14 protein-coding genes are annotated in these 22882 nt (G+C 71.9%); 11 read left to right on the top strand and 3 right to left on the bottom strand.

Going from position 1 to position 22882, the window contains the following annotated elements:
- Positions 1–120 precede the first annotated feature (120 nt).
- The gene (locus ABD363_RS22590; protein ID WP_344606454.1) at positions 121–972 is read right to left on the bottom strand and encodes a hypothetical protein; all 852 of its coding nucleotides are present in this window, start codon (positions 970–972) and stop codon (positions 121–123) included.
- A gap of 128 nt (positions 973–1100) precedes the next feature.
- Positions 1101–1838 carry a TetR/AcrR family transcriptional regulator gene (locus ABD363_RS22585; protein ID WP_344606452.1) on the bottom strand — a complete coding sequence of 246 codons (738 nt, stop codon included), beginning with the start codon at positions 1836–1838 and terminating at the stop codon, positions 1101–1103.
- A gap of 118 nt (positions 1839–1956) precedes the next feature.
- Between ABD363_RS22585 and ABD363_RS22580 the strand changes: the two genes are divergently transcribed.
- From ABD363_RS22580 to ABD363_RS22530, 11 genes are all read left to right on the top strand, one after another.
- Positions 1957–2556, top strand: coding sequence for an NADPH-dependent FMN reductase (locus ABD363_RS22580; RefSeq protein ID WP_344606450.1), 600 nt, complete (start codon positions 1957–1959; stop codon positions 2554–2556).
- A gap of 30 nt (positions 2557–2586) precedes the next feature.
- On the top strand, positions 2587–4167 hold the full coding sequence (locus tag ABD363_RS22575) for an MDR family MFS transporter (RefSeq protein WP_344606448.1): 1581 nt from the start codon (positions 2587–2589) through the stop codon (positions 4165–4167).
- Between the two features lie 147 nt (positions 4168–4314).
- A complete protein-coding gene (locus ABD363_RS22570; RefSeq protein ID WP_344606446.1) occupies positions 4315–5433 on the top strand; it encodes an NADH:flavin oxidoreductase in 1119 nt (372 codons plus the stop codon).
- A 190-nt stretch (positions 5434–5623) separates the two neighbouring features.
- A complete protein-coding gene (locus ABD363_RS22565) occupies positions 5624–6823 on the top strand; it encodes an MFS transporter (protein WP_344606444.1) in 1200 nt (399 codons plus the stop codon).
- A 307-nt stretch (positions 6824–7130) separates the two neighbouring features.
- Positions 7131–7478, top strand: a complete 348-nt coding sequence (locus tag ABD363_RS22560) for a response regulator transcription factor (protein WP_344606443.1) — start codon at positions 7131–7133, stop codon at positions 7476–7478.
- Between the two features lie 139 nt (positions 7479–7617).
- A complete protein-coding gene (locus tag ABD363_RS22555) occupies positions 7618–9027 on the top strand; it encodes an acyltransferase domain-containing protein (RefSeq protein WP_344606442.1) in 1410 nt (469 codons plus the stop codon).
- Positions 9028–9103: 76 nt separating this feature from the next.
- Complete coding sequence (locus ABD363_RS22550) at positions 9104–15442, top strand: SDR family oxidoreductase (RefSeq protein ID WP_344606440.1); 6339 nt, start codon at positions 9104–9106, stop codon at positions 15440–15442.
- Positions 15442–16896, top strand: a complete 1455-nt coding sequence (locus tag ABD363_RS22545; protein ID WP_344606438.1) for a cytochrome P450 — start codon at positions 15442–15444, stop codon at positions 16894–16896. Before ABD363_RS22550 ends, ABD363_RS22545 begins: the two co-directional genes overlap by 1 nt.
- A complete protein-coding gene (locus ABD363_RS22540) occupies positions 16893–19334 on the top strand; it encodes an SDR family NAD(P)-dependent oxidoreductase (protein WP_344606436.1) in 2442 nt (813 codons plus the stop codon). Before ABD363_RS22545 ends, ABD363_RS22540 begins: the two co-directional genes overlap by 4 nt.
- Positions 19334–20575, top strand: coding sequence for a cytochrome P450 (locus ABD363_RS22535; protein WP_344606434.1), 1242 nt, complete (start codon positions 19334–19336; stop codon positions 20573–20575). The genes ABD363_RS22540 and ABD363_RS22535 overlap by 1 nt, the downstream gene beginning before the upstream one ends.
- Positions 20572–22011 (top strand): carotenoid oxygenase family protein, encoded by a 1440-nt coding sequence (locus ABD363_RS22530; protein WP_344606432.1) that lies wholly within the window; start codon positions 20572–20574, stop codon positions 22009–22011. The genes ABD363_RS22535 and ABD363_RS22530 overlap by 4 nt, the downstream gene beginning before the upstream one ends.
- 28 nt (positions 22012–22039) lie before the next feature.
- Here ABD363_RS22530 and ABD363_RS22525 read toward each other — a convergent pair whose 3' ends face one another.
- Positions 22040–22819 (bottom strand): SDR family NAD(P)-dependent oxidoreductase, encoded by a 780-nt coding sequence (locus tag ABD363_RS22525; protein WP_344606430.1) that lies wholly within the window; start codon positions 22817–22819, stop codon positions 22040–22042.
- Between the last annotated feature and the right edge of the window lie 63 nt (positions 22820–22882).

Genomic DNA, 22882 nt, shown 5'->3' with positions numbered 1-22882 from the left:
GTCCAACAACAAACTTGTGTCAAACCCGCGTCAAGTCTTATTTGTAGCGACCCAAAAAAGCTCCGCCCAGGGTGGTTCACCCTTGGCGGAGCTTCTTTTTCCGGTGCTTTCCGGCGCCGGTCAGGCGCGGGCGCCGAGCGAGGCGTGGATGTCCTGCTCGTGGTAGTAGGTGTGCCCGTTGCGGGTCTGCCGGCGCCAGCGGTCCTCGCTGGCGCGGCGGTACACGCTGCCGGGCGCGATGCCCCACAGCAGGGCGATGTCACGGGCGGTCATCCAGCGCACCGCCGGCTCCTGCTCGGGTGTGGGACGGGCGCCGCGCCGCAGCCACTCCTGACCGGACCACCGGTGCGCGGGATCGCTGTCGCAGCGGATCTCCACGGCGGATCCGGCGCCGTCGCGCCGGGCCGCCGCCGTCAGCAGGCCCGTGCAGTCCGGCACCACGCAGCCGCCGACCGGGGCCCGGTGCCGCGGGGCGGGGTCGATCACCCGGCGGGCCCGGCGCACACAGTGGGTGACCTCGTCGGACAGCTCACCGGCGGCCCCGTGCGCGGCGAGCCAGTCGGTGTGCCGGAGCAGGAACGCGGCGATGTCCTGCGCGGTGTCGCGCGGGGCGCCGGCACCGCGTTCCTCGATCACCAGCGCGGCCCAGGACCGCAGGATCCCGAGGATCGCGGACCGGGCGTCGGCGGCTGCGGTGTTGAAGGCCATGCCGGGCAGCGGACCGCCGGAGGTGCGGTCCCGGGGCCGGTCGGCGCCCGTGAGCAGCTGCCCGCACTCGTGGTACAGGCGCGGCAGCCGCCGCAGATCGTGGGTGAGCCGGAGCCGGCAGGTCGGGCAGAGCCGGCTGCCGGCGACGGCGAGATCGCGGGCCCGGCCCGCCGCCTCGCCGCGCCGGCACATGGCGCCCTCGCACTCCAGCGGCTGTGTCGTCGTAGGTGCGGTCTTCGTGGTGTCCGTGAACCCGTGTGTCATATCCCCCACCGCTTCGAAGTACGGTGAACCTATTTCGCGGATTCCGTGCGGACAAGCGAAAGCCCGCTACATGTAATTTCTCTGTAGCGGGCTTTCGTTTTTCTGAATGTGCTGTTCGGGAGATGTGGTCAGACCGACAGACGGGCCGCGATGCCGTCGAGGACGCAGTCCAGGCCGGTCTCGAACTGCCACAGCAGGTCGTCCTTGCGGCCGGCCTCGCCGATGTAGCGCGCGTACATCGGGAAGCGGCCGGTGCTCACCAGCCAGGCCATCTGCGTGGCGAGTCCCGAGCGGGCCTCCTCGCGGCTGGCCCAGCCGCGGACGCGCAGCAGATGCGTCAGGCCGATCTCCGAGTCGACCGCGCCATGCACGTACGCGGTGACGGTGCTGTAGACCGCCATCGCCGTGTCCGCGTCGAGCCCGAGGCCGTCGAGCGCGGCCAGCGCGGCCTCCGGCACGGCCAGTTGGTTCGGGGTCGGCGCGCACCAGGTGGCCCGGGTCACCCATGAGTGCCGCAGCAGGACCTCCCGGATCCGCAGGGCCAGCGTGCGCATGGTCGTGCGCCAGCCCTCCGTTCCGTCCGGCAGGTCCAGTTCGCCGTAGACGAAGTCGACCATCAGCTCGAGGAGTTCGTCCTTGCCGGTGACGTAGCGGTACGCGGCCATGGGCGCCACGCCGAGCTCGGTGGCCAGGCGCCGCATGGTGACCGCGTCCAGTCCCTCGGCGTCGGCGATGCCGACCGCGGCCTTGGCGATCCGCTGCGGGGTGAGCGTGGTGCGGGGGGCCGGTGCCGGGCGTTCGAGGCGTTCCCACACGGAGACGTGGTCCCGGTCCTCGGTCTGTACCTGTCTCTGCTGGGAGGCCATCGCCTGGGTTCCTTCCGCCGGACGGTGCTGCGTACACCGTATCAGGAGTGGACAGCGTACACAGCTGCGTGTACGTTGTACGTCGAAGATACGGCGTACACACCCGGAGGTGCTTTCCATGGCTGACGTGACCGACGGCCCCCTGCGGACCGCGGTGATCATCGGCAGTACGCGGGACGGGCGGTTCGGTCCGGTCGTCGCCGACTGGATCACCGAACACATCGCCCAGCGCGAGGACATGACGGCCGACCTGGTCGACCTCGTCCGCACGCCGCTGCCGACCGTGTTCCCCGCCTACGGCCAGACCCCCTCCGACGAGGTCGCGGCCCAGCTCGGTGCGGTCTCGCCACGGCTCGCCGAGGCCGACGCCTTCGTGATCGTCACCCCGGAGTACAACCACAGCTTCCCGGCGCCGCTGAAAAACGCCATCGACTGGCACAACGAACAGTGGCACGCCAAGCCGGTCGGCTTCGTCTCCTACGGCGGCCTCGCCGGCGGCCTGCGCGCCGTCGAACAGCTCCGCGTGGTCCTCGCGGAACTGCACGCGGTCACCATCCGCAACACCGTCAGCTTCCACAACTACGGCGAGATCTTCGGCGCCGACGGCAAGCCGGCCGACCCCGCCTGCGACGCCGCCGCCAAGGCCATGCTCGACCAGCTCACCTGGTGGGCGCACGCCCTGCGCGACGCCCGGCGTGTCCGCCCGTACGCCGTCTGACGTCCCGCCACTCGCGACCTGGGGGCAGCGATGAACGACCGCCCGACGCCCACTCCCGCGCCCGACCGGCCCGCCTTACCCCGGCTCGGCGTCTTCGGACTGATGCTCGGCATCTTCCTGGCGACGCTCGACGGACAGATCGTCAGCACCGCACTGCCCACGATCGTGGGCGATCTCGGCGGCCTGGACCACTTCTCCTGGTCGGTGACGGCGTACCTGCTCACCATGGCGGCCGCCACCCCCCTGTGGGGCAAACTCGGCGACCTCTACGGCCGCAAGGGCGCCTACATCAACTCCGTGCTGCTGTTCCTGATCGGGACGGTGCTGTGCGGCCTGGCGCAGAGCATGGGGCAGCTCATCGCCTTCCGGGCCGTCCAGGGCCTCGGCGCGGGCGGCCTGATGGTCGGGGCCCTCGCGGTCATCGGCGTGTTGGTGCCCCCGCAGGAGCGCGGCCGCATCCAGTCGATGGTGGGCGTCATGCTGCCGGTGTCGTTCGTCGGCGGCCCCCTGCTCGGCGGATTCATCACCGACTACATGGACTGGCGCTGGACGTTCTATGTCAACGTCCCCATCGGCGTCATCGCCCTGCTGGCCGTCGCCAAGGGCGTGCGGCTGCCCGCACACCGCGTCACGGGGCGGGTCGACTACCTCGGCGCGAGCCTGCTGACCGCCGGCATCCTGGCCCTCACCCTCCTCGCCAGCTGGGCCGGCACCACCTACGCGTGGACGTCCTGGCAGATCGCCGCGCTCGCGGTGGCGGTCGTGCTGAGCCTCGCCTGGTTCGTCCGGGTGGAACAGCGGGCCGCCGAACCCATCACACCGCCGCGGCTGTTCAGCAGCCGGGAGTTCACCCTCGCCCAGATCCTCAGCTTCCTGGTCGGCGCGATCCTGGTGTCCGTCATCAACTACCTGCCGCAGTACATGCAGTTCGTCCAGGGCGCCTCGCCCACGGTCAGCGGCATGCTGATCCTGCCGCTGATGCTCGGCATGCTGACGGCACAGCTGACCATCGGGCGGCTGATGGACCGCGGGGGCCTGGAGCGCGTCGTGCCGCTCACCGGCGGCGCCGTCACCGTCGTAGGCACGGTGCTGCTGCTCCTGCTCGGCACGGACACCCCGCTCCCCGCGGCCTCGGCACTGACCCTCGTCGTCGGCGTCGGCGTCGGGATCCTCATGCAGAGCACCCTGCTCACCACCATGAACAACGCCGCCCCACGCGACATGGGCGCCGCCACCGGCACCGTCACCCTGGTGCGTACGATCGGCGGCTCCCTCGGGGTCGCCGTCCTCGGAGCCGTGCACAGCAGCCGCATGGCCGACGTCCTGGCCGGGCGGCTCGGCTCCGACGCCGAGGAACGGCTGACCGCCGGCGGCGAGCTGACCCCCGCCCTGCTGAAGGACATGTCCGCCGGTGTGCGCCACACCGTCGAGGACGCCGTCAGCAGCGGACTGCACGGTGTCGTGGTCGGCGCGGCCGTGCTGTCCGTGATCACGTTCGCCACCGCGTGGTTCATCCGCGCGACACCGGCCCCCGACCCGGCGACGGCGGAGGCGGCCGTCACCGCAAGCGCCCCGGAGACGGACTCCGTCCGCACTCCGCCCGCGGACTGAGCGCCGGCCGGGCCACGCCCGGGCGCCCCGGCACCCGGCGGCCCCGCCCGCCCTCGGCTCCACCAACCCACCCGAGCCGCCGACCGCACGGTATGAATCCAATCCCCCGTCGCCGTGCGGTCGGCTCCCTACCGAAGGCAGACACTGATGCCCACGAATCCGGTCGAGCGTGCCAAGGACATCCTGGCCCGTCCCTTTTCCCTGGGAGGCCTCAGCCTGCCCAACCGTGTCGTGATGGCGCCGATGACGCGCGAGTTCTCCCCCGGCGGCGTCCCGGGCGAGGACGTGGCGCGCTACTACGCCCGGCGAGCGGCCGGCGGCGTCGGCCTGATCATCACCGAGGGCACGTACGTCGGCCACGACTCCGCGGGCAACAGCGCCCGGGTCCCGCACTTCTACGGCGACGAGGCGCTGGCCGGCTGGTCCGCGGTGGCCGACGCGGTCCACCAGGAGGGCGGCAGGATCATGCCGCAGCTGTGGCACGTCGGCATGGACCGCACCGCCGGCAACCCGCCCGTGCCCGGCGCCCCGCGGATCGGCCCCTCCGGCATCGCGCTGGACGGCACGCGGTCGGGTCACGCGATGACCCAGGCCGACATCGACAACGTGGTCGCCGCCTATGCCTCCGCCGCGGCCGCGGCCGAGGCCCTGGGCTTCGACGGTGTCGAGATCCACGGCGGCCATGGCTACCTCATCGACCAGTTCCTGTGGTCCCACACCAACCGGCGCACCGACGGCTACGGCGGTGACGTCGCCGGCCGTACCCGCTTCGCCGCCGAGATCGTCGCCGCCTGCCGGGCAGCCGTGTCCGACGAGTTCCCGATCTCCTTCCGGCTCTCCCAGTGGAAGGTCAACCACTACCAGGCCCGCATCGCCGAGACCCCGCAGGAACTGGAGACCCTCCTCGGCCTGCTGGCGGAGGCGGGCGCCGACGTCTTCCACTGCTCCACCCGGCGGTTCCACCTCCCCGAGTTCGAAGGCTCCGACCTCAACCTCGCCGGCTGGGCGAAGAAGGTCTCCGGCAAGCCCGCCATCAGCGTCGGCTCGGTGGGCCTGAGCAACGAGTTCCTCCAGGTGTTCCAGGGAGAGCAGGCCCGCGTCACGGGCATCGAGGAGCTGCTCGACCGCATGGAGCGCGACGAGTTCGACCTCGTGGCGGTGGGCCGGGCCCTCCTGGGCGACCCCGAGTGGCTGACGAAGATCCTCTCCGGGCGCCACGACGAGCTCAACCCCTTCCACGTGGGCCTCGTCGGCAGCCTCCACTGAGCCGTACGACCCGGCGGTTCCCCACCGGGTCGTACGCCCGCTCGACCGCGGGCCCCAAGAGCCCGTCGCTCCGGCCGGCCGCCGGAGCGACGGGCCACGGCCCCCAGATATGTACCCAGGTCCGGTGTGCCGGAGCCGTCAACGTGCTTCCCTGACCGGGAAGTCTGGAGGACACCAGGTGAACCCTCGTTTGTTCGTTCTGACGTCGGCCACGTTCGCCATCGGCACCGACGGCTTCCTCATCGCGGGGATCCTGCCCGACATCGCCCGCTCCCTGGACGTGTCCCCCTCCGTCGCAGGCCAGTTGGTCACCTTCTTCGCCCTCGCCTACGCGCTGCTCTCCCCGGTCCTGGCCGCGGTCACGGCGTCCTGGCCGCGACGCAGGCTGCTGCTGACCGGGCTCGCGGTGTTCACCCTGGGCAACGTGATCGTCGCCGTCGCCCCGGCCTACGGCATCGCCCTGACCGGCCGGCTGGTGGCCGCCGCCGGTGCCGCCGTCGTCACACCGGTCGCCACCGTCGCGGCGACCGCGCTGGTCCCACCGCAGCAGCGGGGGCGGGCACTCGCCGTCGTCATCGCCGGGCTGAGCGCCGCCACCGCGCTCGGCGCCCCGCTCGGCACGGCCATCGCGGACGCCGGCCACTGGCGCCTCTCGCTGTGGGGAGTCGCGGCCCTCGGCGTCGTCGCGGCCGCGGGGATCGCGGTGCTGCTCCCGCCCGTCCCCGAGCCGCCGACCGTGGGCCTGCGCACGCGGCTCGCCCCGCTGCGTGACCTCCGCATCGCCACCGTGCTGTCCACGACCCTGCTGGCCATGACCGGCCTGTACACGGTCTACACGTACATCAGCCTCTCCTTCGACCGGGCCACCGACGGCAGCGGCACCCGGCTGGCCCTGCTCCTCGTCGTCTTCGGTCTCGCCGCCACGATCGGCAACCTGACCGCCGGCAACCTGACCGACCGCTTCGGCACCCGCCGCGTGCTCACCGTCGCCCTGCTGGCCTGTGTCGCCGACTTCGCGCTGATGCCCTGGAGCGGATCCGGGTTACCCGGCGCGCTCGTCGCCGTCACCGTTTGGGGTGTGTGCGGCTTCGGTGTGCTCGTGCCGCAGCAGCACCGGCTGATCTCCGTGTCCGGCGCGGGAGCCCCGTTGTCGGTCGCGCTCAACGCGACCGCGACCTACCTCGGGGTCGGCCTGTCCGGCGCCATCGGGGCGGCCGGACTCCACCTCGTGGGTGCTCATCGCCTCGGTCTGATCAGTGTGGTGTTCCTCGCCCTCGGCCTCGGCACCGCCGAACTCGCGCACCGGATCATCCGGCTCCGCGAGCAAGGCGCGACGCCGGCGGGCGGTGCCGTGCCCGTTCTCGACTCCCTGAGCGGGAAGGAGGGTTGACGGTTTCCGCGGCACAGTGATTTCTCCATTCCCCATGGAAACCGTGCACAGGTCTTGCTAGTGTGTAAGCGAAGCTCCGCTTACGGGACGGGTTCAAGTATCCGGGTATCCGCGGCAATTCGCCGCAGCGGCCATCGGCCCATGGGGACACGTCAACGGCGCCGATCCCGACGGAGTTTTTCTTCCGCGCGGCCGTGAGTGGCTCCGACCACTGTCCGGCCAGGTGGTCCGCGGCCCGCCTTCACATCTGGCTGCACGGTTCTGGGGCGCCCGTCTGTGCGGCGTCTCGTTGATCAGCAAAGGGGGAATGTTGATCGCGCTGCTCTCTGAGACCTGGCATCAAGAGACAGACGACGGAGGGGAGTCCGGACAGGAGTGGAGACGCATCAGCTCGCTGATAGGTGAAAGCGGCGCCGACTGGGTGGCCGACCCGGTGCGCCGCATCGAGGAACTCACGGACCGGGAATTCGACGTGTTCATCCTCCTCGGCCGAGGACTGTCGAACCAGGCCATCTCGGCATCTCTCTACGTCACCGAGCGCACGGTGAAATCCCACGTCACGCGCATCCTCGCCAAGTTGCACCTGGACTCGCGGCTGCAGGCCGGCCTGGTGGCGCAGGCCTACACGCACTGGGTCGCGCTCAGTTCCCAGTAAGTACGCGACTGTCAAGTGTACTTTCGTCCGGTGCGCCGCGCACCTGGCCGATGGTTGACTCTTCAGCAGCTCTCAAGCTCCTCAAGTCTGGTGTCCACAAGCGGTTTGACACTTCAATTCGAGTGGAGTCACAACGGGGATGACGACAGCGGAAACGGCGGTTCTCTTTCCGGGCCAGGGTGGATTCGACGGAGCGGCGCTGCGTGCCGCCAGAATGAAGTACCAGCAAGTCGACCAGATTTTCAAGGCAGTTGACACGGTCGCCGAGGAGATCTTCGGAAGTGCGATCTCCGCCGCACTCTTCGAAGGCGCCCCATTGACCGCGGAAGACCTGCTGCAGCAGCCGATCTGGGTGTCTCAGCTGGCAATCTACGGCAGTGATGTGGCGGCCTGGCGCATTCTGCGGGACAACGGCCTTCGGGCGCGTTTCCTCGTGGGCCACAGCCTGGGCGAGATCGCGGCGCTCGTCGCTGCCGAGGCGTTCTCGGTGGAGGACGGGGCGCGTATCGTCGCCGAGCGTCTCCGGGTCCTTCAGGACGCGGAGCCCGCCGTCGGCCGGATGGCGGCCCTGGCGCTCGACGGGCAGCGCACGCGGCAACTGCTCGCACTGCTCGACGACCCCGCCCTGGCGGTGGCTGCCGAGAACCATGACCGGCAGACGGTGATCAGCGGCCCCGAGCGCTCCGTGCAGGCCGCGCTGCGCGTCGCCCGCGAGCTGAACGCCGGCGGTCTGCTGTTGAAGTCACCGTTCGCGTTCCACAACCCGGCACTGGAGCCCCTTCGGGCACCGCTCGCCGCCAGGATCGCCCGCCTGCCCCGGCAGACGCCGCACGAGGCGGTGTACTCGCCGATCCTGGGGCGGGCGTATCGCGCGGACGACGATCTGGCCGCCCTCATCGCCGAACACCTCGTCAGGCCGGTCGACCTCCGCGGGACGGTGCACACCCTCCATGACAACGGCGTCACCACGTTCGTCGAGGCGGGCGGGCTCGGCTCCCTCGGCCGGTGTGTCGAACGCGTCCTGGCCGACGCCCGGCACATCACCGTCCGGTCGACCTTCACGCTGGACGCGGTCGGACGGCTCGGTGTGGAGGGGGCCGTCGCCGGGCTGCCCGATCCCGTGCCCGAGTCCTTCGAGCAGTTCTGGGCGACATACGGGACGCAGCTCGTCGAGCGCGTCCGGACACGGTTGCCCGCCGAGCCCGCCGTACCCGCCGGGCCGGCGGAGAACGCGCCGACGGGCGTGGCCGGCGTGTCCGCCCCGGCCGGGGTGCCGGACCGGGCGGAGCTCCTCGCCACGGTCCGCGCGCTGTACGCGCAGGCGCTGGAGTATCCCGAGGAGGTCTTCACCGAGGACGTGCTGCTGGAGGCCGAACTCGGCATCGACTCCGTCAAGCAGGTGGAGCTGCTGAACCGCGTCACCGGCCGCTATGGCATCGCGCCCACGGACAGCGGCTTCCGGCTGTCCGACTGCGACACCGTCGGCAAGGTGGTCGATCTGCTGCAGGCCCGTCTGGCGGGCGGCGACGTGCCCGTCGCCGCAGCCTGAGCGACTCACCACGACCGGGTGACGCGGCCCATCGCGCCATCCGGTCCCGGACCGCGCGACAAGGAGCAATTCCGCGATGCAGCAGCTCAGTGGCAGGCTCGCCCTGGTCACCGGCGGGGCCAGGAACATCGGCCGGAGTGTGGCCGGGGCCCTCGCCGAGCGTGGCGCTCACGTCCTGGTCAACTACTTCCACTCCCACGACGAAGCCCTGCGCACCCGCGCCGAGCTCACGGCCCTCGGCGCCCGAGTCGATCTGATCAGGGCCTCCGTGGCACGGCAGGACCAGGTCGACCGGATGTTCGCCGAGATCGACGAACGCTTCGGCCATCTCGACATCCTGGTCAACAACGCGGCGAACGGCGCGCTGCTCCCGCTCGACCGGATCACCGACGCCGCCCTCGACAAGGCGCTCGACACCAACTACAAGGGCAGCCTGCGCTGTGCCCGGGCGGCGGCGCCGCTGATGGCCCGGCGGGGCGGCGGGTCGATCATCCAGATGTCGGCGCTCGGCAGCTCGCAGATGGTCATGGCCAACTATCTGGCGTGCGCGCCGGCGAAGGCCGCCGTCGAGGCCCTGACCCGTTATCTGGCCGTGGAATTCGCCCCGCTCAACATCAGGGTCAACACCGCGTCCGCGGCCATGCTGCTCAGCGAGGTGGCCGACGCGTTCCCGGACGCCGAGGCGATGCAGAAGGTCATCCGGGACGCCACTCCGCTGGGCCGACTCGGCTCGCCGGAGGAGTTCGCCGCCCTCGTGGCCTTCCTCGCCTCCGACGACTCCCGCTGGATCACCGGCCAGACCATCCTCGCCGACGGAGGGCTGTCCCTGGGAGCGGCCCTTCTGTCGCCCCCGCGCGGCGAGCGGGGGATCGCGCAGGGACCGGAGCAGGGCGGTACGGCGGCACAAGCCGCGGCCGACGACATCGTCGCCGCGAACGCCGAGCCCGCGAACACCGAGCCCGCGGTGGCCGACGATGCCGTGGCCGGCGACGCCATGGCAGACGGTCCCATGGTCGACGACATCGCCATCGTCGGCATGGGCCTGGCCGTCGCCGGTGCCAACAGCCCCGAGGAGTTCTGGGAGCTGCGCACCACCGGCGCGGACCTCTTCGCCCCCGTGCCCGCCGGCCGCTGGGACCGCTCGACCTTCCACTCGGCCGACCCCGCAGCGCTCGACAAGTCGTACCAGGACACATGCGTCTTCATCACCGACTTCCAGCCGGTCGCCGGAGCCGTCGAGACGATGGACACGAAGGGCGCCGGCGCGGACGGCACGGCAGACCACGAGCTGACGACCACCTGGCTGCGCCACAGCCTGGTACAGGCCTTGCGCGGAGTGCGGCGCTACCCCTCCGCCCGCCATTCCTTCCTGGTGGGCTACACCCCCGACGGCAGCCAGCACCTGGAGGAGGCCGGAGTCATCGCGGGCACGGACGCACGAGCCCGGCGCGTGGCCGGCTCGCTCGACCTCACCGCGCCGCAGCGCGACCACCTCCTCGACGCGGTCCACGACACCCTGGCCCGGCGCTACCGGCGCGGCGCGCACGCCCCCGAGCGGTTCCTGCCGCACCGGGTCGGTCAGCTCGCGATGGCGGGTGTCCTGCCCGACGACACCGAGCTGCAGATGATCGACACCGCCTGCTCGTCCTCGCTCTACGCCATCGACATCGGCGCCAAGGGCCTGTTGAGCGGCAAGCACGACATCGCCGTCTGCGGCGGCGCGTTCGCACTCGCCCCGCGCGGCACCGTGCTGTTCTCGAAGCTGCAGGGGCTGTCCCGGCGCGGGGCGGTCCACTCGCTCGACGCGGACGCGGACGGTGTGATCTTCGCCGACGGCGCGGGCGTCGTCGTGATGAAGCGGCTCAGCGACGCGCGGCGCGACGGCGACCGCGTCCTCGGCGTGCTCAGATCGGTCGGAGCCTCCTCCGACGGCCGGGGCAAGGCGATCTACGCCCCGAACGCGGCCGGCCAGGACCTCGCGGTCCGCGCCGCCTTCGCCGAGGGCACCTCGCCCGCCGACGTCGACTGGATCATCGCGCACGCCACGGGGACCCCGGCCGGAGACCTCGCCGAGTTCAGCACGCTCCGCGAGCACTTCGGCAGGGTGCGGCCGGCCTACGTCACCTCCAACAAGTCCCTCATCGGACACACGGGGTGGGCGGCTGGCGTCGTGTCCGTCATCGAGGCGCTGCTGGCCATGGAGCACGGCACGATTCCGAAGCAGTTCCGCTTCACCCGGGCGCCCGAGTCGTTCGGTCTGGACGACACCCTGCTGGAGATCCCGACCGAGAACGTGACCTGGCCCGCGTCGGCCGACCGGCCCCGTACCGTCGCCGTGTCCGGCTTCGGCTTCGGCGGCACCAACGCGCATCTCCTCGTACAGGAACACCGCGCGCGGGAACACCGCCCACGAGCCGTGCCCTCCGTGGCGCCCGCCGGCACCGGGGACCGGGTGGTCGTCGTGGAATGGTCGGCGCACGTCCCCGGTCTCGACCGGGACGGTGTCGTCGAGTGGATCACCGGGCGGGGCAGCGGGCCGGCCGACGGTTTCGGCTCCGCCTATCCGACGCCGCCCCTGCACCGGGTACGGCTGCCTCCCGCGACGGTACGCACCATCGACCGATGCCAGCTGATGATCTTGGAGTGCGCCCACGACCTGCGCGGCCGGCTGACCGAGTTCTGGGACGCGACCACCGCCTCGACGGGGGTGTTCGTCGGCCACATGGGCCCCACCCGGGCGGCCATGCTGTACGCCAACCGCTGCTTCCTCGACGACATCGACAAAGCCCTCACCGAGGACCCGGCCACGGCGACGCTGCCCGGCCTGCCCGAGCTGCTGACGGGGCTGCGCCAGCTCGTCCACGACGAGATACCGGCGTCGAACGAGGACGCGTTCCCCGGCATGATGCCCAACGTCATCTCGGCCCGGGTCGCCAACTACTTCGACCTCAAGGGCCCCAACATCACCCTCGACTCCGGGTACGCCTCGAGCCTCACCGCCGTCGAGACGGCCGCGCGCTATCTCCGGTCCGGGCGGCTGGACTTCGCCCTGGCAGGCGGGATCAACGGCAACAGTCTGCCGGAGTACGCGACTTTGCTGGCCGGGCTCCCCGAGGGCGGGCCCGGTGCGGAACTCGCCGAGGGCGCCTTCATGTTCGCCCTCACCACCGAGTCCCGGGCCCTCGCGGAGGGGCTGCCGATCCTCGGCCGGATCGCGGATCTGAGGGTCGGGGACACCCCGCCCGGCGATCGCCGCATCGACCTCCTGCCGCCCCGCTCCACTCCGACCGCGCCCTCAATTGCCCGCTACCTCGGTGCCGCCGGCGCCCTGGGCATCCTCCGAGCCCTGCTGGGCACGCCCGGCACGGTGGACATCACCTGCACAGCCGGCACCCCGAAGACCACGGCCCACCTCACCCTCGACATCCCGGCCACCCCCGACCCCGCCACCCGACCCGCCCGTCGGCCCCAGCCGTCCCCACCGGCTGTTCCCATCCCGGCCGCCGTGTCGTCTTCTGCCGGTGAGCCTGTGTCGGCCCGCCGGCCGCAGCCATCGCCACCGGCTGTTCCGGTCTCGGCCGCCGTGCCATCCCCCGACCCCCACACCCTGCCCGCCCGTCGGCCCCGGTCATCACCACCGGCTGCCACCATCCCGGCCGCCGTATCGGCTCCCGCCGGCGAGTCACAGCCCGAATCCCCGCCCCGCCGCCGGCCGCGGCCATCGCCGCCGGACGCCCCCGTCCAGGTGCCGGGCTCCGGGTCGGTCTCACTGCCCGCCGCCTTCCTCCGGGGTGAGCGGGGGGCCACAGGTGAGGTTCCCCAGACGGTTCGTCACGTGGCCGAGCTGATCGAAGTGAGCGGGCCCGAGCCGCACGAGCGCATCGACTTTCTGCCGCCCGGTGTCGTCGTCCTCACCGACATACCCGATCTGGACGCCTCCCTGCGGCACGTGCCGCCCGACGCGACCGTCCTGTCCACCGCACCGGCCGGCGCCACCGGGCCCCGCCGGCACCACCTGCCGGAACCCACCCCGGAGGCGGTGCGCGCGGCCCTCGCGGACCATGGGCCCGTACGGCACCTGCGGATTGTCACCGACCTCGCCCGCTCGGCACCGCTGGAGGGTTCCACCGGCACCCGGGACGGCCTCGCCCCCTCCCTCACCGCCCTGCACGATGTGGCGTTCCTCGTACTGCAGACCGCCCACACGGACCTGGCGGCCTCCGGAGCGTCGTTCCTGACGCTCCTCCTCGGCGCCGTCACCGACGGCGTTCCGCACCCCTGCACCGGCCTGTTCTCCGGGCTGGTCAAGTGCGCGGGCCTGGAACTGCCCGACGCCCTGACGTTTCTGCTGGCCACCGACGAACGGGAGCTGGGCAAGGGCGCCTTGCTCGTGGAGCGAGAGACACGGGCCGTACGTACCTTCCCCGTGGTCTTCCACCTGGACGGCCGGCGGCACGCCCCCGCACTCCGGCCGGAGAAAGCCCTCCCGGACACCGGGCGACGCAAGCCCGTCGCCCGCCTCGGCCCCGACTCCGTGGTGGTCGCCGTCGGCGGTGCCCGCGGCATCACGGCCGAGGTGGTCGCCGCCCTGGCTGAGCACTTCCGCCCGCGGATCTATCTGCTCGGCAGCAACCCGCTGGACGACTACCCCGACGACGTGTTCGACGGCAGCGACGCCACCTTCGCCGCCGGCCGGCAGGCGTACATCCGCGAGCACCTCGCGGCCGGCGACCGCACGGTGGCGGACATCAACCGCGCCTTCGACCGGCTGCTGGACGCACGTGCGGCCCGCCGCACCGTCCGCCGCCTGGAGAAGCTCTGCGGGCCTGGCCGGGTCACCTACCTGACCTGCGACGTCCGGGACGAGGCGGCGGTCGCGCGGGCCGCGGACCGGATACTGGCGGAGCAGCCGGCCGTGGACCTGCTCATCAACGCGGCCGGACGCAACAGGTCCGCCCTGATCAAGGACAAGGACTTCGCCGAGTTCCGCGCGATCCGCGACCTGAAGGCCCTTGGCTACCGCAACCTCAAGCGCGCGTTCGCCGGCCGGCCGCCGACCACCTGGTGCAACTTCGGTTCGCTGCTCGGCCACTTCGGCCAGCTCGGCGAGCCCGACTACGCGGCCGGCAACGACTACCTGGCGTCAGCAGCGGCCTCTGCCGCCGCGCACGGCACCGACGAGTTCACCATCGGCTGGACGCTGTGGGACGGCGTCGGCATGGGAGCCGGAGAACTGACCAAGGCGTACTTCAAACGCGCCGGGTCCTACAGCCACATGCCGGCCGGCGAGGGCGTCCACCACTTTCTGCAGGAACTGCACGCCGACCGCCGCAGGGCGTCGGTGGTGCACATCGGCGGGGCGGAACGGGAGACCGTCGAGCGGTTCTACCCCGGCTACCTGGCGTCCGGCACCGCCCTGTCCGACGTACCCGGCAAGGGCACGTTCTACCTGCGCCGGCCGGTGTCCGAGGACGCCGACTCCGCGGTCTTCGACTGCACCTTCGACCTGGGCACCGACGGCTACCTCGCCCACCACACCGTCCGCGGCGTACCCACCCTGCCGGGCACGTTCGTCGTGGAGATCGCCGCGGAGACGGCACGCCACCTGGCGCCCGGCTGGAAGGCCTCCGCCCTGGAGGACCTGCGGTTCGAGAACTTCCTGCGCGTCCACCCGGGCGTCCGCCCCGCGGCCAAGAAGATCACTGGCCGGGTGGTGGACCGCGGGGACGACCTCACCGTGGTCGACGTCTCCGTCACCGGAGACGTACGAGCCCCCGGCGGCGTCCTGTTGGTCGAGGACAAGGTGCACTTCACTGCACGTGTGCTGCTGCGCCGCGACACCCCCGAGGCCCCGTCCTGGCGGCACTGGGACGACGGCGACGACACCCCGGTCGCCGATCCCTACCACGTACCGGCGTCACCGGTGTCCCTGACGGGCCCCTTCGTCTCCACCCGGCGCACCCGGCTGCACCCCCTCGGCAAACGCGCCCTCTACCGGGCCGACATCCCCGGCCGGGATCCCGCCCTGTCCCGGTTCCTCACCCCCGCGATCCTGCTCGACGGCCTGGCCCGCACCGGGGTCCTGCACCTGGAGGACGGCCGGCTCATGCCCATCGCCGCACCCCTGTCCATCCGCCGGGTGGACCTGTACGAGGAGGCCAACGACATCGAACTGACCAGACGGTACGGCCGGCTCCACCTCTACGCCACACCGCCCGCCTTCGACATGACGGGACCCGCACCCGGCAACCGGTTCGTCGCCGTGGCACCGGACGGCCGGGTCATCGCCCAGCTGCAGGACGTCTCCGCCACCGTCGTCGGCTACGTGGACGCGGTTTCCGGGCGCCTGTACTCCCCGGACAAGCAACCGCTCCCCGACCCCACCGACACCGAGACGCTCAGGAAAGCCGGCTGATGCGGCACCGGACGACGATCACCGACCCCGTGGGGAAGCGGCAGGAGCAGGCCCCGGGCCCCGGCGGCAGTGTGCTGTTCGGCGCGCTCAGCAGCTTCAAGAAGGACACCCTGCGTCTGCTGACGGAGCTGCAGCGCCAGTACGGCGGCGTGGTCCGGATGAAGATGGGGCCCTACCTCGTCCACCAGGTCACCGACCCCGAGGCGGTCCGACACGTCCTGCAGGACAATGCGCGCAACTACGTGCGCGGCAGGTTCTACCGGGGCTTCCACCTGTTCTTCGGCCGGGGCATGCTCACCACCGACGGCGCCGAGTGGCGGACCCGGCGCGCGGTCAGCCGGCCCTTCTTCCACCGGGCCGCGCTGCGCGCACGGTCCGCCACCGTCACCGACACGGTGGAGGAACTGCTGGACCGCTGGGAGCCCCACGCGCGCAGCGGCCGACCGGTCGACATCACCGACGACATGATGTGGCTGGCGATGGGCATCCTCGGCCGCATGCTGTTCGGCGTCGACCTGCGCCGGTACGCCGACCGGCTGCTGCCCGCGGTCCGCTTCTCCCTGAAGGCCATGATCCTCACCGGCGAGGTCAAGCAGATGCTGCCCCGCTGGGTGCCCACCGCGTATCAGCGCCGACTCAAGCGGCACCAGCGGACCCTCAACGACGTCATGGACGAGATCATCGACCTCCACCGGCGCGGCGGTGGCAGCCCCGACAGCGTGGTCGCCGCCCTCCTCAAGGCGACCCACGAGGTCACCGGAGAGCCGTTCACCCAGCGGCAGATACGCGCCGAGCTGAAGACCCTGTTCCTCGCCGGGCACGAGACCACCGGCTGCGCCCTCGCCTGGACCCTGTACGCGATCGCCCGGCACGACGACGTCCGCACCCGGCTCGACGCCGAACTGACCACGGTGCTCGGCGGCCGGGTGCCCACGGCCGAGGACGTCGACGACCTGCCGTACCTGCGCGCGGTCGTCGACGAGTCGCTGCGCCTGTATCCGCCGATCTGGCTGTTCCCCCGGGACACCGTCGCCGACGACCGCATCGGCGGCCACCACGTCCCGGCCGGCAGCACGGTCCTCGTCCCGGTGTACGCCGCCCACCACAACCCCGCCGTCTGGGACGACCCCGAGACCTACGCGCCGGAGCGGTTCTGTCCCGCACACGCGGGCCAGGGCACGAACGGCGGCACCCGGACCGGGAGGACGCCGCGGCAGCGCGACCGCTACGACTACTTCCCCTTCGGCGGCGGCGCCCGCAAGTGCATCGGCATGGACCTCGCCCTGCTGGAACTGCGGCTCGCGGTCGCCATGGTGGTGCAGCGCTACCGGCTCCAGCCGGCCGCGGACCACCCGGTCCGCCCGACGGCGCTGGTCTCCCTGCGCCCGCAGCCCGGCGTCGTTGTGCACATCAGCCACAACGGCCCGGCCGAGCGGAAGACACCCCCGGCATGAGCGGTCTCTCCCCGGTGCAGCCCACCGCGACCCGCCCGGTCGCCCCGGTGCACCGCGTCCGCTGGCGGACCGTCGCCGAACCCGACCTGCCCCCGCCCGCAACGGCGCTGCGCGGGGCCAAGGTCCTCGTGCTCGGCGGCACGCCACCGCTCGCCCGGGCCGTCACCGAGGCCCTGCGCGCCGCGGGCGCCGACGCCCGCACCGCCGAGGAGGGGATCTGGCCGGTGCCGGCAGAAGTGCCCGACGGCCTGCTGGACCTGGGCCACGCCGAGCCCTTCGTACCGGGGGAACACCACGGCTACCGTCGCGCGCTGCTGCGTTCGGTGACCGCGTTGCGGGCCTGCTACCCGCACTGGCGGCGGGAGCGGGACGCGCGCCGCCTGTTCTACGTGGCCGTCACCTACCTCGGCGGATCCATGGGGTACGACACCCCCGACGACCCGTCGGCCCTGCAGCCGCTCGGCGGGATCTGGGCCGGCCTCGCCAAGACGGTGCACCGGGAGATCCCCAACTGCAACATCCGCGTGGTGGACACCGACCTCGCCGGCCTGGCGGACCTGCCCCGGCGGATCACCCGCGAGCTGTACCGCTGGGGCCCGTTCGAGATCGGCCACCGTGCCGGGCGGCGCCGCACCCTTCAGGCGGTCCGGGAAGAGGCCGGCCCGCCGCAGCTGTCCCTGGGCGCCGATGACCTGGTGCTGCTCTCGGGCGGCGGACGCGGCATCGGCTGGCGGCTCGCCCGGACGCTGGCGGCCCGCCACGGCTGCGCGGTCGTCGTCACGGGACGCGCCCCGCTGCCCGGCCCGGACGACCCGGCCCGCACGCTCGACGACGAGCGGTTCACGGCGTACGAGCGGAGCCTGTGGGCGCAGCGGCGCCAGGGCCGCCCCCTGACCGCCGTACGCGCCGCGATCGCCGCGGCCCGGCGCGAGCGGGAACTGGTCCGCCATCTGGACGAGGCCCGCGCGGAGGGACTGCGCGTCTCCTACGCGGTGTGCGACGTCACGGACCCCGACCAGACCACGGCCCTGGTCGCCCGGTACGGGACGGCGCTCACCGCCGTCGTGCACAACGCGGGCGTCGACACGCCCGCCCGGCTGCCCAAGAAGACCGACGAGGACTTCCTGCGCACCGTCGCCACCAAGGTCGACGGCTTCGTCAACCTGTTCTCCGCAGTACGCGGGCTGCCCCTGAAGTTCTTCTGCAACGTCGGTTCCCTCACTGGACGGCTCGGCGGCATGGTCGGCCAGCTCGACTACGCCGCCGCCAACGACGGACTCGCCCGCCTCGGCCTCTGGGCGCGGACGCAGGTCGCCTTCCCCGTCATGACGCTGTGCTGGCCCACCTGGGACCGGCTCGGCATGGTCGCCAACTTCGAGGCCACCCTGCGCTACATGGCCGCGCTCGACGTGACGGAGGGCATCGACCTGTGGACGCGGGAGCTGACGGCCGGCTCCCGCGGCGAGGTCACCTACATCGGCCCGCTGGGCCGCGCGCTCGGACCGCAGCAGAGCCGCGGATACCGGGTGAGCGCGGACCTGCCGGGCCACCGTGAGCTGCTGTCGGCGGTGTTCCATCTGGGCGAGCCGGTCACACATGTGCCGCACGCGGAACAGACCGCGCTGATCGTCCTGGACCGCGCGCACGCTCCCGTCCTCACCGACGTACTGGTCGGCGAAGAAGCCGCACTGCCGGTGTCACTGCTGCTGGAGAACGCGGTGCGGGGCGCGGCCTGGGTGCAACCGGAGGACTACGCCCCGCTGACCCTGCGGAGCGTGCGGGACATCCACGTGAACCTCGCGGACCTGCGCCTGCGGCACGGCCGTATCGCCCTGTACCGGTCCGTCACCGCGGGCTACACCGAGGGCGCCTGGACCGCGGACGTCCGCTACCGCACCTCCGACGGCGACCGTCCGGCCGCGCACCTGCGGCTCGTGTACGCCCACGAGGCCCACGCCGCCGGCGACGCCCACGTCACCGGCCCGCACACCGGGCGCCCCGCCGGGGACGGGCCGGGAGGGTCGTCCGGCGAGCGGCTCGAGGGGGACGGCGGCGGGCGGCCGTACGACGGCCCGGCCCTGCGGTGGCCAGGGCTCGTACTGCGGACCGCCCGCTGGCGTACCGGGCCGCGGGGGGCCTGCGAGGCCGAGGTCCGCGAGACCCCGGCCGGCGATCTGTGGGTGCTGCCCAGCTGGCCCGTCAACGCCCTTCCGCTGACCGCCCTGGAGAACATTCTCCGCCGCACGGCCGCGCACTCCCCGGGCCCCGTGCTCACGGTCCGGCACATCGACGTACAGGAGGGGATCCCCACACCGGACGGCGGCGCGGCGCTCCTCCTCCGGGGCAGCCCACACACCGGCCGCTGGACGGTGTCCGGCGCCGACGGCGACCGCCGTGCCCTCCGGCTTTCTGGTGTCAGTTATCGAGGAGACCTGTGATGACGCAGCCGACCGCCCCCGATGTGTCGCTGTCCGACGTCTACCGGCCCGAGTTCATCGACGACCCCTATCCGCTCTACCGGCGGGCCCGTGAGACGGACCCGGTGCTCTGGGACCCGCGGATGGGCGATGCGGGCGCCTGGATGGTCACCGGCTACGACACCGCGCTGACCGCCCTGCGCGATCCGAGGTTGTCCGCCCGCCGCCCCCAGTGGGATCCGGCGACTGGCACCAAGCAGACCGCGTCCGCCCTGCGCGCCCTGGACACCCAGGTGTTCGTCAGCGACCCACCGGACCACCAGCGCCTGCGCAGAGCGATGTCCCAGCCGTTCCTGCCGCGGGCCGTGGACGCGATGCGTCCCGACCTGGAACGGGCCGCGCACCGCCTGCTCGACGCGGTCCTGCCCCGTGGCGGGATGGACTTCATGGCGGACTACGCCCTGGCCCTGCCGTCGGAAACGGTGTGCCAGGTCCTCGGCATCCCGGAGGAGGACCGGGGCCGGATCTGGAAGTTCGTCCTCAGCTGGGGGCTGCTCGTGGACGACGGGCCGTTCAGCAGGGAGAACCCCGAATACCACCTGGCCGGGATCGGGAAGTACATGGACTACTTCCGCCGGCAGCTGGACCTGCGCCGCACCCGGCGCACCGGAGACCTGATGCAGACCGCGCTGGACGCCTGGGACAACGGCGAGTTCCGCAGCGAGGAGGAGCTGCTCGGCAACCTGATCTTCCTGCTGACGGCTGGTCAGACGACGACGGCCCACCAGATCGGCAACACCGTGCTGGCGCTGCTGTCCCAGCCCGACGTGTACGCCACCGTCGCCGCCGATCCCTCCCTCGTGCCCGCGGCCACGCCCGAGTTCATGCGGTACGACAGCTCGGTGCAGCTGACCCGCCGGCGGGCGACGGAGCCGGTCGACCTCGGCGGCCGGACCGTCGAGGCGGGCCAGGAGGTGTTCGTCTGGATCGGCGCGGCCCACCGCGACCCGGCGGCCTTCCCCGACCCCGACCGGATCGACCTCGACCGGCCCCGCAACACGAACCTCGCGCTGGGCCATGGCGCCCACTACTGCCTGGGCGGCCGGCTCGGCCGGCTCGTCAACGAGATCGCCGTACAGGCCTTCCTGGAGCGGGTGGCCCGGCCGAGGGCCGACCCGTCCGGAGTCCGGCGCACCCTCACCCCGACGTTCCGCGGCCCCCACGTCATGCCGATGACCTTCGAGGCGAAGGAGACGCGATGAGCACGGCGAGGCCCCCGCTGCCGGACTTCCCCGGCTTCACCACCCTCGACCGGGAGGTCTCCCTTGACCGGCTGCCGGTCAGGGGCACCGTCCCCGGCTGGCTGACCGGCACCCTGCTGCGCAACGGGCCGGCGAAGTTCGAGGTGGGCGACTACCGTCTCACGCACTGGTTCAACGGCCTGGCGATGCTGCACGCGTTCTCCTTCACCGAGGGGCGGGTGAAGTACGCCAACCGGTTCCTGCGCACGACGGCGTACGAACTGGCCACCAGCAAGGAGCAGTTGTACGGCAAGCAGTTCGGCCTCGACCCCTGCGAGCGGCTCTTCGGACGCCACTTCGCGGCCTACTCGCCGAACATCACCGACAACACCAACGTCAACGTGGCCCGGATGGCGGGGCGTTACTTCGCCTTCGCCGAGCAGCCCCTGGCCAACGAGTTCGACCCGCACACACTGGACACCCTGGGCGAGGTCACGTTCGAGGACCAGATCCAGGGCGAGACCTCCACCCCGCACCCGCACTACGACTTCGACCGGCGGGTGCTGATCAACTACACCACCTCGATGGCGGACCGCACGGCGTACCGGCTCTTCTACGTCCCCGAGGGGGAACTCGTCCAGCGACCGCTGGCCACCATCGAGGTCGACGAGCCGTGCTACATGCACAGCTTCGCCGCGACCGAGAACTACGTCGTCCTCGTGGAGTTCCCGGTCGTCATCGACACCGACCGCTTCCGGCAGGCCCGCCACCCCTTCCTGGAGACGTTCAGCTGGCAGCCGGAGCGGCCCGCCCGTTTCCTCGTGGTGGACAAGCGCGAGGGGCGGCTGGCCGGCACCTTCGAGAGCGAGGCGTTCTTCGCCTTCCACCATGTCAACGCCGTCGAGACGGACGGGGAACTGCTGGTCGACATCGCGGCCGCTCACCATCCCTACGAGACCGTGCTCGGCCTGGACCCGACCGAGGACCAGCTCGACCTGGAGGCGTACGGATACCAGCTGCGCCGGTACACGCTGTCGTTGGGGCGGTCGGGCGGTTCGGTCGGGTGGGAGCCGCTCGCGGACGCCGGAGTGGAGATGCCGCGCATCCACTACCGCCGGCACAACGGCAGGGCGTACCGCTATGTCTACGGGCTCGGGCACTCTCCGCGCAGCCTGCGCGCGATGAACAGGCTGCTGAAGGTGGATGTGGTGGCCGGCACCCACAAGGCCTGGTACGAGAAGGGCTGTTTTCCCGGCGAGGGTGTCTTCGTGCCGCGGCCGGGCGGCGGCGCGGAGGACGACGGCGTGGTGCTGTCCGGGGTGCTGGACGCGCGGAGCGGGCGGTCGTTCCTGCTGGTGCTCGACGGGCCGTCGTTCGAGGAAGTGGCCCGGGCCGAGGTGCCGCACCACATCCCGAACGACTTCCACGGGCAGTTCTTCCGGGAGCTGCACCGCTGACCCGGCCGAGCCCGCCGGCCCGGTCGCGTCACGGCGTCCAGGCCTGGTGCAGGAACCGCATGGTGCCGACGCCGATGCCGCCGTCCGCGTAGAGCGTCTGCCCGGTGATGTAGCGGGCCTCGGGGGAGCCCAGGAACGCGATGACACCGGCGATGTCCCGGGCCTCGCCCAGCCTGCCGAGCGGCAGGTACGACCCGCGCCGGGCGTGCTCGGCGGGGTCCGGGCCGAACAGGTCCGCGGCTCCCTCGGTGCGGATCAGGCCGGGACCCACCGCGTTGACACGGATTCCCGCGTCGGCGTACTCGGCGGCGGCCTGCTGGGTCAGAGCGATGATCGCGGCCTTCGCCGCGGGATAGATACCGGAATTCGCGCGGGGCGTCCCGGCGAGGAAAGAGGTGACGTTCACAATGGCTCCGCCGCCACTCCGGGCGATGAGGGGTGCGAATGTCTGGGTGCAAAGCAGATTTCCGAGAACATTGACGTCGAGAACCCGCCGGAAATGCTCGATGTTGATGTCCGCGAGAGAACTGAACGTCCACACTCCGGCGTTGTTGACCAGCAGGTCGAGCCGCTCCAGCTCGTCCGCCACGGACTGGAGCGCCGTGGCGTCCCGCACATCACAGCGGAAATGAGCCCCCCCGACCGCCCGGGCCGTGCTCTCCGCGGACTCGTCCTGGTCCACGGCCACGACGACATAGCCGCGCTCGGCGAGCAGTAAGGAGGTGGCCCTGCCTATTCCCCGGCCGGCTCCGGTGACCAGAGCCACGAGTTTCTCGGGTGCCTCGGATGTCTCGGATGTGTTGCTCATCGGGTCTCCCAGCGTCCAGGAACAACGAAACACCGCACCAAGCCGAAGCACGGTGGGTGCCTG

The sequence above is a fragment of the Streptomyces glaucus genome (assembly GCF_039533365.1).
Taxonomy (GTDB): Bacteria; Actinomycetota; Actinomycetes; order Streptomycetales; family Streptomycetaceae; genus Streptomyces; species Streptomyces glaucus.
The sequence above is the reverse complement of the archived record's forward strand: the minus strand, read 5'-3'. Positions and strand labels throughout refer to the sequence as shown.